Annotated in this window: 12 protein-coding genes; 8 read left to right on the top strand and 4 right to left on the bottom strand. The window is 64.7% G+C overall.

The features are described 5' to 3' along the window. Nucleotides 1-48 precede the first annotated feature (48 nt). From AC1RRC_RS21660 to AC1RRC_RS21645, 4 genes are all read left to right on the top strand, one after another. Nucleotides 49-741 carry a response regulator gene (locus tag AC1RRC_RS21660; RefSeq protein ID WP_493057594.1) on the top strand — a complete coding sequence of 231 codons (693 nt, stop codon included), beginning with the start codon at nt 49-51 and terminating at the stop codon, nt 739-741. A gap of 17 nt (nt 742-758) precedes the next feature. Beyond that, complete coding sequence (locus tag AC1RRC_RS21655; protein ID WP_493057593.1) at nt 759-2120, top strand: HAMP domain-containing sensor histidine kinase; 1362 nt, start codon at nt 759-761, stop codon at nt 2118-2120. 193 nt (nt 2121-2313) lie between these two features. Then, entirely contained in the window at nt 2314-3618 is a 1305-nt protein-coding gene (locus AC1RRC_RS21650; protein ID WP_493057592.1) for a M20/M25/M40 family metallo-hydrolase, read from the top strand. A 175-nt stretch (nt 3619-3793) separates the two neighbouring features. Next, nucleotides 3794-6229, top strand: coding sequence for an FtsX-like permease family protein (locus tag AC1RRC_RS21645; protein ID WP_493057591.1), 2436 nt, complete (start codon nt 3794-3796; stop codon nt 6227-6229). A 15-nt stretch (nt 6230-6244) separates the two neighbouring features. Here the strand turns inward: AC1RRC_RS21645 and AC1RRC_RS21640 are convergent, their stop codons facing one another. Further along, nucleotides 6245-6724, bottom strand: a complete 480-nt coding sequence (locus AC1RRC_RS21640) for a GNAT family N-acetyltransferase (RefSeq protein WP_493057590.1) — start codon at nt 6722-6724, stop codon at nt 6245-6247. Between the two features lie 47 nt (nt 6725-6771). Between AC1RRC_RS21640 and AC1RRC_RS21635 the strand changes: the two genes are divergently transcribed. Continuing rightward, nucleotides 6772-7743, top strand: a complete 972-nt coding sequence (locus AC1RRC_RS21635; RefSeq protein ID WP_493057589.1) for a LysR family transcriptional regulator — start codon at nt 6772-6774, stop codon at nt 7741-7743. Here AC1RRC_RS21635 and sppA read toward each other — a convergent pair. Both sppA and AC1RRC_RS21625 read right to left on the bottom strand, forming a co-directional pair. After that, nucleotides 7715-9586, bottom strand: a complete 1872-nt coding sequence (gene sppA / locus AC1RRC_RS21630; protein ID WP_493057693.1) for a signal peptide peptidase SppA — start codon at nt 9584-9586, stop codon at nt 7715-7717. The genes AC1RRC_RS21635 and sppA overlap by 29 nt on opposite strands. 21 nt (nt 9587-9607) lie before the next feature. Continuing rightward, complete coding sequence (locus tag AC1RRC_RS21625) at nt 9608-11089, bottom strand: sodium:solute symporter (protein ID WP_493057588.1); 1482 nt, start codon at nt 11087-11089, stop codon at nt 9608-9610. Between the two features lie 93 nt (nt 11090-11182). On the opposite strand from AC1RRC_RS21625, the gene dgt reads away from it, so the two are divergent. Next, the gene (gene dgt, locus AC1RRC_RS21620) at nt 11183-12385 is read left to right on the top strand and encodes a dGTP triphosphohydrolase (RefSeq protein WP_493057587.1); all 1203 of its coding nucleotides are present in this window, start codon (nt 11183-11185) and stop codon (nt 12383-12385) included. 96 nt (nt 12386-12481) lie between these two features. On the opposite strand, the gene AC1RRC_RS21615 is transcribed toward dgt, so the two are convergent. Next, nucleotides 12482-13684 (bottom strand): MFS transporter, encoded by a 1203-nt coding sequence (locus AC1RRC_RS21615; RefSeq protein WP_493057586.1) that lies wholly within the window; start codon nt 13682-13684, stop codon nt 12482-12484. Nucleotides 13685-13788: 104 nt separating this feature from the next. Between AC1RRC_RS21615 and AC1RRC_RS21610 the strand changes: the two genes are divergently transcribed. Both AC1RRC_RS21610 and AC1RRC_RS21605 read left to right on the top strand, forming a co-directional pair. Next, complete coding sequence (locus tag AC1RRC_RS21610) at nt 13789-14007, top strand: DUF3820 family protein (protein ID WP_493057585.1); 219 nt, start codon at nt 13789-13791, stop codon at nt 14005-14007. A gap of 42 nt (nt 14008-14049) precedes the next feature. Beyond that, complete coding sequence (locus tag AC1RRC_RS21605; protein WP_493057584.1) at nt 14050-14586, top strand: DinB family protein; 537 nt, start codon at nt 14050-14052, stop codon at nt 14584-14586. Nucleotides 14587-14783 lie beyond the last annotated feature (197 nt).

Here is a 14783-nt window from a genome sequence, read left to right as displayed (position 1 = left end):
CTACAAATCCCTATAAGGCGGACACCCTCGGCCCGTACAATCACCGACATGAGCGAACATATCCTGATCATTGAAGACGACCCGCGGCTGTGCGACATGCTGTCGGAATACCTGACCAAGTCCGGCTACACCGTCACCACCCACATGCGCGGCAAGCCGGCCCTGGCCTGGCTGGCGGACAATCGCGTGGACGCCGTCATCCTCGACCTGATGCTGCCCGACATGGACGGCCTGGAAATCTGCCGCCAGCTGCGCGCCAAGTCCAGCGTGCCGGTCCTGATGCTGACGGCGCGCGGCGACGCCATCGACCGCATCATCGGCCTGGAACTGGGCGCCGACGATTACCTGCCGAAACCGTTCGAACCACGCGAATTGCTGGCGCGGCTGCGCGCCATCCTGCGCCGTGGCGGTGAAACACAACGCGTCTCGAAGGAAGTGTTGCGCTTTGGCCGCCTGGAAGTCGAACCGATCGCCTATGCGGCGCGGCTGGACGGCAAACAGTGCGACTTGACGGCATGCCAGTTCGACTTGCTGCTGTTGCTGGCGCGCAATGCGGGACGCGTGATGTCGCGCGAAGCGCTGATGGATGCCACTTCCGGCAGCCAGAGCGAAGTATTCGACCGTTCCATCGACGTGCACATGTCGCGCCTGCGCGCCGCCATCGAAGACGATCCGAAGCACCCGCGCCGCATCATCACGGTGCGTGGCGCGGGCTATGTGTTTGCCAAGGACCAGGATTGACTGGGCGGGAGTTGCGCATGCCACGGCTGTATTTCAGATTCTATGTTGCGCTGCTGGCCAGTCTGGCGCTGTTTACCGCCGCCGCCGCGCTGCTGTGGCACTACGCCGGACCATTTGAGCCATCGGACCGCGCACTGGGCGTGCTGCTGCGCAATGCGCTGCCCCCTGCCGGCACGCCTGCGGCCGAACAGCAGGCCGCGCTGTCACGGCTGACCAAGGACATCAAGGCCGACATCACGCTGTACAGTCCCGACGGCGAACGCCTCGCCTATGTCGGCGAACCGCTGCCCCGGCCGGCGCGTGGTGCGTGGCGCGAACGGCGCGTGATGATCGAGCACGCCCCGGCCGAGCGCGGGCACGGTGCGGCGTCCGCCGTTGCCGAACACGAACGCATGATGGCGCGCTATGTCGAGCGCGACGACGATGGCAACCTGCGGGCGCGGCGCTTCTTCATGCGGCTCGACGATGGCCGCCTGGTGGTGTCGTCCACGCCGCTGCGGCCGATGCCGCCTCGCTACCGCCTGCATTACATGTTGATTGCGCTGGCCGTCATCATTGCGATTGGCGCCTATCCCGTGGTGCGGCGCCTGACGCGCCGGCTGGAACGCTTGCAGCACGGCGTGGAATCGCTGGGCGCGGGGCAACTGTCGGCCCGCGTCAAGGTGGAGGGTAATGATGAAGTGGCGCGCCTGGCGGCCAGTTTCAACCGCTCTGCGGACCAGATCGAAGCGCTGCTTGGCGCCCACAAGTCGCTGCTGGCCAACGCCTCGCACGAATTGCGCACGCCGCTGGCCCGCATCCGTCTCGCGCTGGAACTGTCGAAAGAGCAGATCGAAGACAAGCGCCGCACCGGGCTGGAACAGGACATTGCGGAACTGGACCAGCTGATCGATGAAATCCTGCTGGCCAGCCGGCTCGACATGGCCGATGTCGCGCCCGGCCGTGGCGGCGCCCGTTCGGAAGTCGAGCCACTGGACTTGTTGGCGCTGGCGGCCGAGGAATGCGCACGCTATGACGAAGCGGAACTGGAAGGCGAATCCGCCGCCATCCAGGGCGAAGCGCGCCTGCTGCGCCGGCTGCTGCGCAACCTGCTGGAAAACGCGCGCCGCCACGGTGCGCCGCCGACCCGCATGCAGGTGCGCCGCGCCGGCGCGCAAGCTGAAATCACCGTGCAGGACGACGGCCCCGGCGTGCCGCCCGCCGACCAGGACCGCATCTTCGAACCGTTTTACCGCAGCGGCAATGTGCGCGACAGCACCGGCACCGGACTGGGCCTGGCGCTGGTGCGGCAAATCGCGCGCCGCCACGGCGGCGACGTGCGGTGCGAGCCGGTGCGCGGCGGGACCAGCCGGTTTGTGGTGACGCTGCCGCTCGGTTGACCGGGCACCCGGCATCCTATTGCCACCGGCTGGATTCCGTAGGGCGGTTTCCGCCATGCGTGCGTAGCGATGCTCTCCATGCTGGCGGCAACGCTGGCACGGTGGCTTTCGCGACGCGAAATCCCCCCTACGGCCTTCGCCGTAAAGCCTGTGGCTGCTATGCTGCTAATCCCTTCCACATTCCGCATGCGCCATGAAACCTGCCCTGCCAGCCCTTGCCGCCGCTCTCGCCTGCACCGCCTTGCTCAACGCCACCGCCGCCCCGCTGGACACCACCGAACAAGCCATCGTCGCGGCGGTGAAAGCCCGCAAGGAACCCGCATTGGCGCTGCTGGAACGTTCCGTCAACATCAACAGCGGCACCATGAACCACGACGGCGTGCGCGATGTCGGCAAATTGTTCCGCGCAGAATTCGACGCGCTGGGGTTCCGTACCCAATGGATCGACATGCCGCCGTCCATGCGGCGCGCCGGCCACTTGCTGGCGGAACGCCGTGGCACGCGCGGCAAGCGCATCCTGCTGCTGGGCCACCTGGACACGGTGTTTGAAAAAGACAGTCCGGTGCAGGCGTGGCAGCGCAACGGCGACCGGGTACGGGGCCAGGGCGTCAATGACATGAAAGGCGGCGACGTCATCATCATCGAAGCGCTGCGCGCGCTGCATGCCGCTGGCGCGCTCGATGGCGCCACCATCACCGTGCTGTTCACGGGGGACGAGGAAAACGCAGGGGAACCGAAAGAGCTGTCGCGGGGCGATATGGTGGCGGCCGCGAAACGCAGCGACGTCGCGCTGTCATTTGAGGCCACCGTGATCGGCAAGGATGGCCGCGCGACCGGCACCATCGGGCGCCGCTCTTCCTCGTCGTGGACCGTGCAAGTCAATGGCAAGCAAGGCCACTCGTCCGGCATCTTCAGCCAGGACGCGGGCTATGGCGCGATTTACGAAGCGGCGCGCATCGTCGACGCGTTCCGCCGCGACGTCATCGAACCGGACCTGACCTTCAGCCCCGGCCTGATCGCGGGCGGCACGCAGGTGGCGCATGACGACGCCAACGCGCGCGCCACGACGCAGGGCAAGAACAATGTGATTGCCAGCACGGCCACCGTGACGGGCGACATGCGCTACCTCACCTATGAACAGCGCGACCGCGCCCGCGCGAAAATGCGGGGCATCGTCGCGCAAAGCCTGCCCGGCGCCAGCGCCACCATTGCCTTCCAGGATTCGTATCCGCCGATGGCGCCGACGGCCGGCAACCGGCAATTGCTGGCGGCGTACTCGCAAGCCAGCGATGACGCCGGACTGGGTCCGGTGGCGGCCTTCCCGCCGGGCCTGCGCGGTGCGGGCGACATCCAGTTCGTCGCGCCGTATATCGACAGTCTCGACGGTCTCGGCGCGTCCGGCAAAGGTGCGCATTCGCCGGACGAAGACCTGGATATCGCCTCGATCGAACAGTCGACCATCCGCGCCGCGCTGCTGCTGTACCGGCTGACGCGATAATGTTCCGCCAGCGGTTGTCCGCTTCCGGACAGTTGGCGGCGGCCCACCGTGCGGCAGCGGACACCATGGCCGCACAACGGGCGGCAATAGTCCCTTGCGCGTCCCGAAACCGCGGTTTTTTCACGTGGCATGGGTCTTGCGATGACATCGGCATCGTTGACCACCACCACCCGCCATGACACACATTTTGTTCAACCTGGTCCAGGAATTCCGCGTCGGCCTGCGCCTGCTGGCGCGCGACCCCGCCTATGCGCTGACCGCCGTGGCGGGACTGGCCGTCGGCCTGGCCGCGAGCCTGCTGCTGCTGGGCTTCGTGCGCTATTCGTGGCAATACAATGCGCACGTGCCGGATGCGTCGCGCGTGTATATCGTCAAGCACCGCAACCATGCCGATCCCGGCGCGCCGTCGTACGACCAGGTCCCGGCAATGCTGCACGGCGCCGCCCCCCGCATTGCCGGTATTGAACAAGCCACGGCTTACCTGACGTGGGCGCCGCTGGCCATCCTGGACCATGGCCACGCCGTCAAGGTGGCCGGACTGGCCGTGACGCCGGGCTTTGAACGCATGCTGGGCCTGCGGGCCGTCAGCGGCGATGCGACCGCCACCCTGGCCCGCCCCGATGGCTTGATCGTGACAGAGGCGGCGGCGCTGCGGCTGTTTGGCACAACCGACGTGCTGAACCGCGTGGTCCCCGCCGCCACCGTCAACGGCCACAAGGCGGTGTTGCGCATCGGCGCCGTGGTGCGCACGCCGCCCGCCAACAGCACCATTCCGTTTGAAGCATTGCATGGCGTGGCATCGGTCATCTTGCCGCCCGACGTGCGGGGCGAAGTGCAAACAGGGGCCGATGGCTGGTGGGGTTATGTGCTGGTCAAGCTGGCGCCGGACGCATCGCCTGCGGTGGTGGCGGCGGGCTTGCAGCAGATGCTGGACCGTGCGGCATTCACGCCGGCGAAGAAAACCATGGAAGTGCAACTGGCGCCGCTGACGGACGCGTATTTCGATCAGAGCGTGTCCGTCAACTTCCTGTCCATGCGCGTCGACCGGGGCGACCAGGCCGTGGTGGGCGGACTGGCGGCGGTGGCGGTACTGGTAATGGCGCTGGCCGCCGTCAATTACGCGAATCTCGCCACCATCCGCGTGATCCGGCGCCGCCGCGAAATCGGCTTGCGCAAAGTGCTGGGCGCGGGACTGGGACGGCTGGCGCTGCAATTCACGGCGGAAGCCATGGCGGTGTCGCTGCTGGCAACGTTTTCCGGTTTGCTGATGGCGTGGCTGGCCCTGCCCCTGTTTGGCGCCGCCATGAACCGGGACTTGTCACCGATCCTGTCGGTGCACAACGTGGCGGCCGCGCTGCTGGGCGGCGTGGCGCTGGGTTTATTGACGGCCGCGTATCCGGCATGGACGGCATTGCGCGTACGGCCCGCGCAGGCGTTGGCCGGGCACCCCGATGCGGAAGCGCCGGGCGGCGCACGGCTGCGCAAGGCGCTGGCGATGCTGCAAGTGGCGGCGGCCATGGCGCTGGCCAGTTATGCGATCGCGGTCGGCTGGCAAACACGCCATGCGATCGATACCTCACCGGGCTTCGATCCCCGGCCGCTGCTGGTGTTTGACTTGCCGGAACCGGACACGCCGCACAGCAGCGCCACGGCGCGCGGCTTGATGCAGGCGCTGGCACGCGATGCGGCCATTGCCGGCGTGGCGGTCTCGAACGACCCGGTCGGCGCGGCCCGCAACCCGTGGCGCTCAGCGTTGCGCACGGGCGGTGGCGCGGACATCGTCACGGACATCAAGTCCGTCAGCGCTGATTTCTTTAAGGTGTATGGCATCGCGCCCGTCGCGGGCCGGCTGTTTTCATCCACGACAGACCGCGAAGACGATGCGCAGCCGCTGGTGGTCAACTCGCTGGCCGCGCGCCAGCTGGGCTTCGCCCATGCGGACCTGGCCGTCGGCCAAACCGTGCAATTGCGCGATGGCGGGCAGTGGGTTGGCAAACGCATCGTCGGCGTGGCGCCGGAAGTGCGTTTTCATTCGATGAAAACCGCGCCCCGGCCGACCGCTTATGCATTGCGGACGGCGGCGTCGGTATTGACGGTGCGCGCCGCTGGCGCGCCCGGCGCGGCGGAACAGGCGATCCGCGGCGCATGGCAGCGCTATTACCCCAATACGCCACTGGACGTGCGCAGCGCGCAAGACATCCATGCATCCGGCTATGCGGACGATCTGAGACTGGCGGGCTTGCTGGCGGTGACGACGGCCATTGCGCTGATGCTGGCAGCCAGCGGCGCCTATGTGCTGGCCGCCGATGCGATCCGCCGCCGCACCAGGGAAATCGCGCTGCGCAAGTTGCATGGCGCGCGGCGCAGGGATATCGGCATGCTGGTGGCGCGCGAACTGGCGATGCTGGTGGCGCTGCCCGCCTTGTTCGGGTTGCCGGTGGCGGCGGTGGCGATAGAGCGCTACCTGTCGGCGTACGTGGAACGGGCGCCGATCGGGTGGTGGCCGCTGGTGTTGGCATTGCTGCTGGGGGTGGCCACCACCGCGCTCGCCGGCGGGCGCCATGCGGTGCGGGCGGTGAGACTGAAACCTGCGATTGCCCTGCGAAGCTGATCCCGTGGCCCGCCATCACCCCGCCGCAAAATCCCGCAGCGCCGCGCCGTGCATGCGGTAGCGTACCCACTCATCCTGCGGCAGCGCGCCGATCGACAAATAAAAGTCGATCGCCGGCTGGTTCCAGTCCAGCACACTCCACTCGAAGCGCCCGCAGCCCTGTTCCACGGCAATCGCCGCCAGGTGGCGCAGCAAGGCCTTGCCCGCGCCCTGCCCCCGGCTCGACGGCGACACGTACAAGTCCTCCAGGTACAAGCCCTTCTTCGCCTGCCACGTCGAGTAATTGAAGAAGTACACGGCAAAGCCCACCGGTACGCCATCGGCTTCGCAAATCAGTGCGCGCGCCGGCGTACCGGGGCCGAACAGGCTGGCGCCGATGGTGTCCACGGTGGCGGCCACCTGGTCGCCGGCTTTTTCATACACCGCCAGTTCGGTAATGAAACGCAGGATCAGCTCGGAATCGGCGATGGTGGCGGGACGGATATGCAGGGTCATGGGCTATCTCAACAAGGGAAAAACGCCATGCTACGCCAGCCAGTACAATGCATGAAGTGCATTTATTTCACGAGGAATTGAACATTATGCATTCCATCCTGCGCCGGCTGGATTTAAACCTGCTGCCCGTGTTTGACGCGCTGCTGCGCCACCGCTCCGTCACGGCGGCCGCCAGCGAACTGGCCATGAGCCCTTCCGCGCTGAGCCACGCGTTGTCGCGTCTGCGCGAGGCGCTGGCCGATGAATTGTTTGTCCGCATCGGCAACGCCATGCAGCCCACCGCCTATGCCGAAGCGCTGGCCGCGCCGGTCACCGCCGCGCTCGAAGCGCTGACGCGGGGTTTGGGCGAAGCGCGCGGTTTCGATCCCGCCACCAGCGAACGCACCTTTGTGCTGGCCGCCACCGATTACACGGCGTTTGCCGTGCTGCCGCCGCTGATGCGGCGATTGCAGCAGGCCGCGCCCCGCGTACGCTGCAAGGTGGTGTATTCAAGCGGGCGCGCCTCCAGCGACGAACTGGCGGCGGGCCGGATCGATTTCGGCATCGGCTATGAAGAAGATCCGATCACCCCCGCGCCCGGGATTGAAAGTTTTGACTGGCTCGGCGACGACTACGTGGTGATTGCCGCGCGCAGCCATGCCGCCATCCGGGAAACCATCACCTTGGACCAGTACCTGGCCGCGCGCCACGCGGTGGTCACGCCGTGGAATGAATCGTCGGGCTATATCGACAAGGTGCTGGAAAAGATGGGGCACCAGCGCGATGTCGCGCTGCACCTGCCATCGGTGCTGGCGGCGCCGTTCGTGATCGGGGGATCGGAACTGGTGATGACCATGCCGCGCCAGGCGGCGCTGGCGCTGCGGGAGGCGGCGGCCATCAACATCATGGCCGCGCCGTTTGCGATTCCCCGCTACACGGTGAAGGTGTATGGGCACGTCCGGCATAGCCGGACCTCCGCCCACTTGTGGATGAAGGACTTGCTGATGGCGATCAGGGCGACCCGCACAGGCAGTGCGTGACCGCCGCGAACGGTTTGCGCCGCGTCGCCACTTCGTTCAGCCAGCCCAGTTCCTGCACGGTTTCGGCCGCGGCGCCCAGCGGCATGCCGGTCGGGGCCACCGATGCTTTCACATACGGCGCCAGCGCGTCCGTCACGGTATGCGCCACCGAGCCGCCAAACATTTCCAGCAGCTTGTCGAACTTCGACACTTCACGCTCGATGTAGACCACGCGGTGATCCGGACCCAGCTTCGCTTTTGCGGCGGCGGTTTTCAGCGCGTCCTCATACGTGCCCAAACGGTCCACCAGGCCACGCTCCTTGGCTTGCACACCGGTCCAGACACGGCCCTGCGCCACTTCATCGATCTTTTCCGGCGTGGTCTTGCGGGCCGCCGCGGCGCGGGTCGTGAAGTCGGTATAGATGTAGTTGACGCTCGATTGCAGCACCTGGCGGAAGCGCGGGTCCATCGGGCGCAGCAGGTTGTCCGCGCCGGCCAGCCAGGTGGTGGTCACGCCGCCGGTATGGATGCCCAGCTTGTCGATGACTTTTTCCGCGGTCGGGATGATGGAGAACACGCCGATCGAACCGGTGACGGTATTCGGTTCGGCAATCACTTCATCGGCCGCCATGGAAATCCAGTAGCCGCCGGAGGCCGCCACGTTGCCCATCGAGACAATCACCGGCTTGCCGGCGGCGCGGGTCAGTTCCAGTTCGCGCCGGATCAGTTCCGAAGCGAACGCGCTGCCGCCGGGCGAATCGACGCGCAGCACGACCGCCTTGATGTTCTTGTCTTCACGCGCGGCGCGGATCAGGTTCGAGGTGGAAATGCCGCCGATCTGGCCGGGAGGCGCCGTGCCGTCGCTGATTTCACCAACCGCCATCACCACGCCCACCGCATCGCCCATGAGTTTCGGACGCACGCGGGTCAGGTATTCCTCAAACGCCACCTGGCGGAACGATTTGCCCTGCGCATCGCGGGCGCCACGATCGATCATCATCTGGCGGACTTCATCGCGGGTTTTCAGGCCATCGACAAATTTGGATTCCAGCGAAAATTTGCCGAGGTTGCCGCCGGCTTTGTCAAACAGCGCCGGCAAGTCATCGATGATTTTCATGACCTGGCCTTGCGGCAGTTTGCGGGATTTTTCCACTTCATCGGTGTAGCTGGCCCACAGCGCGTTGTACAGGTAGGCATCGGCCTCCAGCGCGGCAGGCGACGGGCCATTGGCGATATACGGCTCGGCAAAGCTCTTGTAGGTGCCGACTTTCACCAGGTTGACGGTGACGCCAAGCTTGTCCAGCGCATCGCGGTAGTAATTGCGGTGGCGGCCAAAGCCTTCCAGGAACACGCCACCCATCGGGTGCACATAGACTTCATTGGCGTGCGCCGCCACCAGGTATTGTTTCTGGTCAAAGCTGTTGCCCCAGGCGACAACCTTCTTGCCGGAAGCCTTGAAGCGTTCGACCGCGCGCGCCACTTCGCGCAAGCTGGCCTGGCCGCCGCCGCTCATCTCGTCCAGCAACAGCAATGCGCCGCCGACGTTCGGATCCTTGGCCGCGCCATCGAGCACGCTGATCACGTCGCGCAGCACGACAGTGCGGCGCGCTTCGCCGCCGGTCAGGTTGGCCTTGACGGCATCGCGCACGCCACTGGCCGATTGTTCCACCAGGTCGCCTTTCAAATCCAGCACCAGCGTGGTTTTCTCAGCCAGCGGCTTGACGCCGCCAAAGATGACGGCCCACGCCAGCGCCAGCAGCACGATCAGGAACAGCAAATTGAAGATGGCCCTGCGGCCAAAATCCAGCGCGCGCCAGGCAAAGCCGAAGCCCTGGCGTACATAAGAAAAGATGGATCGTGACATCATGACTCCTTGTTGAAGATGTTATTTCTGGCAACACTGTAACGGATACGGCGCGTCTTGGCCACTGCGGCGGGAAATCAGGAACAGGCCGCCCATCACCAGCGCGCCATTGACCAGCAACAGTTCCAGGCCGATCCGGTAGGGTCCGAACAGCGCGCCCTGCCACCGTTCCATGCCCCAGCACAGCGCGGGCCCGGCCAGTGCCACCAGCGGCACCCAGCGGTCATTGACCTTGCGCTGCGTCAATATTCCAAACGCAAACAGGCCCAGCAGCGGCCCATAGGTATACCCGGCTAATTTGAGGATGACCCCGATCATGCTGGCACTGGCGATCCATTTAAACACCATCACCAGCACCAGGAATAAGGCGCAAAAGCCCAGGTGCACGCGGTGGCGCAAGCGCACCCGCTGCGCCTCGGATAAATCACCGCGCCGCGCAATGCCCAGCAAGTCGATACAGAACGACGACGTCAGCGCGGTGATCGCGCCATCCGCGCTGGGAAACAGGGCCGACACCAGCGCGATGAAAAACACCAGCTGCAACAGCGCCGGCATGTGGCCCATGACGACCGCCGGGAAAATCTGGTCGCCGCGCGCCGTGACACCCGCCAGCGGCGCATACAGGTACAGCAAGCCGCCGAGGAAGAGAAATAGCGCCAGCACGGCGGTCAGGATCACCGTCAGCAGCAGCATGTTCTTTTGCGCGTCGCCCAGGGTGCGCACCGAGATATTTTTTTGCATCATTTCCTGGTCCATGCCGGTCATGGCGATCGTGATGAACATGCCGGCCACCACCTGCTTCCAGAAATACGCCGGGCTGTTGACATCCAGCGTGAACACGCGCGACAAGCCCTGCGCGTCCATCCGCGCCAGCGCGCCGGCCACGTCGAGCTCGAGCGCCTGCAGCAGGAACACCGTGCACGCCACCAGCCCGGATAGCATGCCCGCGGTTTGCAGGGTGTCGGTCCAGACGATGGTTTTCACGCCGCCTTCATAGGTATACAGCAGGATCATCAGCAAGATCACCAGCGCCGTGGCCCAGAACGGCACGCCGAGGCTGTCCAGCAAGGTCGCCTGCAGGATATTGACCACCAGGTACAGCCGCGCGCTGGCGCCCAGGGTGCGCGACAGGATAAAGAAGGCGGCGCCGCTCTGGTAGGAACGGCGACCCAGCCGCACGTCGAGGTAGTGGTAAATCGACGTGAGTTTCAGGCGGTAATACAGCGGCAGCAGCACGAACGCCACCGTGACATAGCCGAGCACATAGCCCAGCATGATTTGCAGATAAGTGAAACCATCGCGCCCGACCGCGCCGGGCACGCTGATGAAGGTTACGCCGGACAGGGTGGTGCCAACCATGCCGAAGGCCACCAGCAGCCAGTTGCTGTTCTTGTTACCGATAAAAAAACTGTCGTTGGTGGCGTTGCGCGAGGTACGCCAGGCCACGCCCAGCAACAAGGCGAAATACGCCAGCACGGCGGCGAACAGGAAGACGGGAGACATGGCAATCCGATACAAAAACTTTGGGCCGCAATATATCACTGACACGCACACCGGTGCACCCGCCCCTCCCCGCCGCTCGCTTACAATGGCGCCATGTACTCCGACGACACCATTGCCTATGCGCGGCAGCAGGAAACCCTGATCCGCCCCCTCGAATACCGTGTGCACGCCCAGCACGACGGCCGCAGCGAAGCCCGCGAAGACGGCATGCGCGATTACGCCCGCGTGCTGTACGCTTCCTCGTTCCGCCGCCTGCAGGGCAAGATGCAGTTGCTGGGCGTGGACGCCAACCGTTTCAACCGCAACCGTCTGACGCACAGCCTGGAAGTGGCGCAAATCGCCCGTTCGATTGCCGCCGAACTGGGGCTGGAACGCAGCGTGGTGACGGAAACCTGCTCACTGGCGCACGACATCGGCAACCCGCCGTTCGGCCACTACGGCGAAAAAATCCTCGACAGCCTGTGCCCCGGCGTTGGCGGCTTCGAAGGCAATGCGCAAGCGTTCCGCATCTTGCGCACCCTGGAAAAGCGCCACTATGGCTACCCGGGCCTGAACCTGACGGTGCGCACACTGTTTGGCATCACCAAGTATTTTCATACGCGGGCGGACAACCCGAAGAAATTCCTGTACGACGACGATTACGCGTTCCTGTCGGGCGAACTGGAGAAGCATGGCGTCACCGTCACGAAAAGCATCGATGCGCAAATCATGGATTTGTCCGATGAAATCGCGTACGCCGCGCATGACGTGGAAGACGCGCTGTCGTTCGGCATTATCACGGTCGGCGAAATTGTCCATGAATTCAAGATCAGCCCGGAATACAGCGGCGCTTACGCCATGTTTTCGTGCATCGCGGACTTCGCCCACAATGAAGCGCTGAAGTGCGAACAGCACGCGTCGTCGGAAGAATATTCGATCGTGCTGCGCAAGGAATTGACGTCGCAAATCGTCTATGAACTGTGCCGCGACATCGCGGTGGTCGACGGGCAGCTCGGCTACCGTTCCAAGCTGCTGCTGGCCAAAGGCTTGAAAAGCCTGCTGTGGAAAGCCATCTTGCGCAAGAAGGATGTACAACTGTATGAAAAACGCGGCGAAAAGATCATTCGCGGCTTGTTTGAAGTGCTGACCGACCGCCACTACAACCGCGGCAACATCCTGCTGCCGCCGGAATTGCGCTGCCTGAAGGATAGCCAGGAGCGGCTGGTGGTCGATTACATCGCGGGGATGATGGATACGTCGGCTGCGCAGGAGTATGAAAAGTATTTCGGGCCGCGCAGCCTTGAGGCGATCTACTGACCCCGGCCCGTCATTCAAAATCCGGCCCGCGCCCTCACTCCGTAGTGCGGTTTTCACGCCAGCGAAAGCCGCCATGCGTGCTTCGCCACAATGGGATCAATGCCCGCCCGCCACCCGGCGCGGCTCGACGGCGATCACGCCATCGCGCTGATCAAGCCGCCCGCTGAAGGCCGTCAACGCATACGCCCCGACCACCACCAGCGCCCCGATCCAGCCCGTGTGGATCAGCCCCAGCTGTTCGACTATCACCCCGCCGCCCCAGGCGCCGCCGGCAATGCCCAGGTTGAACGCGGCGATATTCAGCCCCGACGCCACATCGACCGCGCGCGGCGTGTAATGCTCGGCCTGCTGCACCACGTATACTTGCAGCCCGGCGACATTACCAAACGCCACCGCCCCCCACAGCAACACGGTCGCCACCACCAGCACCGGATGCGGCGCCGTGAACGACAGCACCAGCAGCACGGCCGCCAGTCCCGCGAAGATGATTTTCAGCGCGCCGATCGGGCCGCGCCGGTCCGCCAGCTTGCCGCCCCAGATATTGCCGACCGCAACCGATACGCCATACACCAGCATCACGACACCGACCGCGCTCTCTTCAAAACCCGCCACCTTTTGCAGGATCGGCGCCAAATACGTAAAGGCCGTGAACGAGCCGCCATAACCGAGTGCCGTCATCGCATACACCAGCAGCAGGCGCGGCTGGCCCAGCACTTTTACTTGCTGCAGCAGAGAGGCCGGCTGGCTGTGCTTGATGTTGGACGGCACGTACAGCAGGCTGCCGATAAACGCCACCACGCCCAGCGCGGCGACCGCGAGGAAGGTCGCGCGCCAGCCCAGGTGCTGGCCGATGAATGTGCCCAGCGGCACCCCGGTCACCAGCGCCACCGTCAGCCCGGTAAACATGATGGCAATCGCACTGGCGGCCTTTTCCTTGGGCACCAGCGAAGTGGCGATGGTGGAGCCGATGGAAAAGAACACGCCATGCGCCAGCCCCGTTAAAATGCGCGCGGCCACCAGCGAGCCATAACCGGGCGCCAGCCATGCCAGCAAGTTACCGGCCGTGAACAGCACCATCAGCCCCAGCAGCAATTGCTTGCGCGGCACGCGCCCGGTCAGCGCCGTCAGCACGGGCGCGCCAACCGCGACACCGAGCGCATACAGGCTGACCAGCAGCCCGGCGGATGGCAAGTTCACGCCCAGGTCGGCGGCGATGGTGGGCAGCAGGCCGACAATGACAAATTCGGTGGTCCCGATGGCAAACGCGCTGATGGTCAGCGCCAGCAAGGCAATAGGCATAATGGTTACTCCAGGTCAGGTTGAATGCCTGGCAGTATCGGGCTGAACGTCTTTGCGAAAAATACGTCAACAGGCAGAATATATTTGATTTGGAGTCAACAATAATGAATGCGGAAGCGTTGGCGCAATTGCTGACCTACAAAATGCCCTACGGCAAATACAAAGACCGGGTGCTGGCCGACCTGCCCGGCCACTACCTCGGCTGGATGGCCCGCGAAGGTTTTCCCAAGGGGCAATTAGGCAGCCTGCTGGCGCTGATGTACGAACTGGACCACAACAACCTGCGCGGGCTGCTGGACCCGCTGCGCGCGCCGCGGCGCTGACGCCGCTACAATGGCGGCATTCTTTACCGACGGGGAGATGCAATGAACGGCACCGGCTACGTGCGCAAGATGGCGGAATACAACGCGTGGATGAATGCAAAGGTCTATGAGGCCGCCGGCAAGCTGTCCCCGGCGGAACTGGCGCAAGAGCGCGGCGCGTTCTTTGGCTCCATCCTCGGCACGTTGAATCACCTCGTGGTGGCCGACACCATCTGGCTCAAACGCTTTGCCGCGCACCCGGCGCCCTTCGCCGTGCTGGAACCCGTGCGTGCGCTGCCGCTGCCGGAGCGGCTCGATACGATCCTGTTCACGGACCTGGCGGCCATGACCGTGCACCGCGTCTGGCTCGACGGCGTCATCACGGCCTTTGCCGATACCGTCACGGAGACCGGCCTGGCCTCCACCTTGCACTACACCAACACCAAAGGCACGCCGTTTGCGCGGCCTCTGTTCGGCGTGCTGATGCACTTCTTTAACCACCAGACCCACCACCGGGGCCAGGCATCGGCCCTGCTGACGCAGGCCGGCGTGGATATCGGGGTGACGGATTTGCTGGCGCTGCTGCCGGATGCGCACTGAGTTCGCCGCTGCTGACCTAGACGGTTGCGGAGCAGTTACTGCCGTATTCTCACTGACTCAGCCAATGCATTTGAGGCAGCTTGATGAATAGATTTGCAAAAATAATCGAGCACAAGCAATTCGTAAGCGTCGACTCAGCCTTGCAATTAGCCATATCTTTTGCAGGCTGGGGGCTTACCGAAAAAGCGCGCCCTCGG

It is taken from the genome of Pseudoduganella sp. GW821-FHT12E03 (assembly GCF_058807115.1).
The sequence above is the reverse complement of the archived record's forward strand: the minus strand, read 5'-3'. Positions and strand labels throughout refer to the sequence as shown.